The organism is Streptomyces sp. NRRL F-6676 (genome assembly GCF_000725625.1).
Taxonomy (GTDB): domain Bacteria; phylum Actinomycetota; class Actinomycetes; order Streptomycetales; family Streptomycetaceae; genus Streptomyces.
Window position 1 is genome coordinate 1 of record NZ_JOHS01000133.1, and the last position, 411, is coordinate 411.

The 411-nt window shown below is 61.3% G+C and carries 1 rRNA gene; it reads right to left on the minus strand.

Annotation, left to right across the window (positions count from 1 at the left end):
* Window positions 1–322: 322 nt before the first annotated feature.
* Window positions 323–411 (minus strand): 16S ribosomal RNA (locus tag IO29_RS31325); the annotation flags it as partial.

Sequence of the window (411 nt, forward strand, 5' to 3'; positions counted from 1 at the left end):
CACAGATGCTCGCGTCCACTGTGCAGTTCTCAAACAACGACCAACCACCCATCACCCCGAACCAACAAGTTCGAGTGCACTGGGGCCGGCATCCCGAAGACCCAGCCTCACGGCCGTGCCCTCAGACACCCAACAGCGTGCCCGGCCAGCATCCGTCCGGAGATCGTGCGTTCCACGCTCCGAAGAGCAGTACTAGCAGCCTCCAACCCGAGACCCTGACCGAATAGTCAACGTTCCACCCATGAGCTGACCACCGCCGGACATTCGCCGGCGTAGTGGCTCTGGACCACCAAGCAAACTTGGCGGCCTAGATGCTCCTTAGAAAGGAGGTGATCCAGCCGCACCTTCCGGTACGGCTACCTTGTTACGACTTCGTCCCAATCGCCAGTCCCACCTTCGACCGCTCCCTCC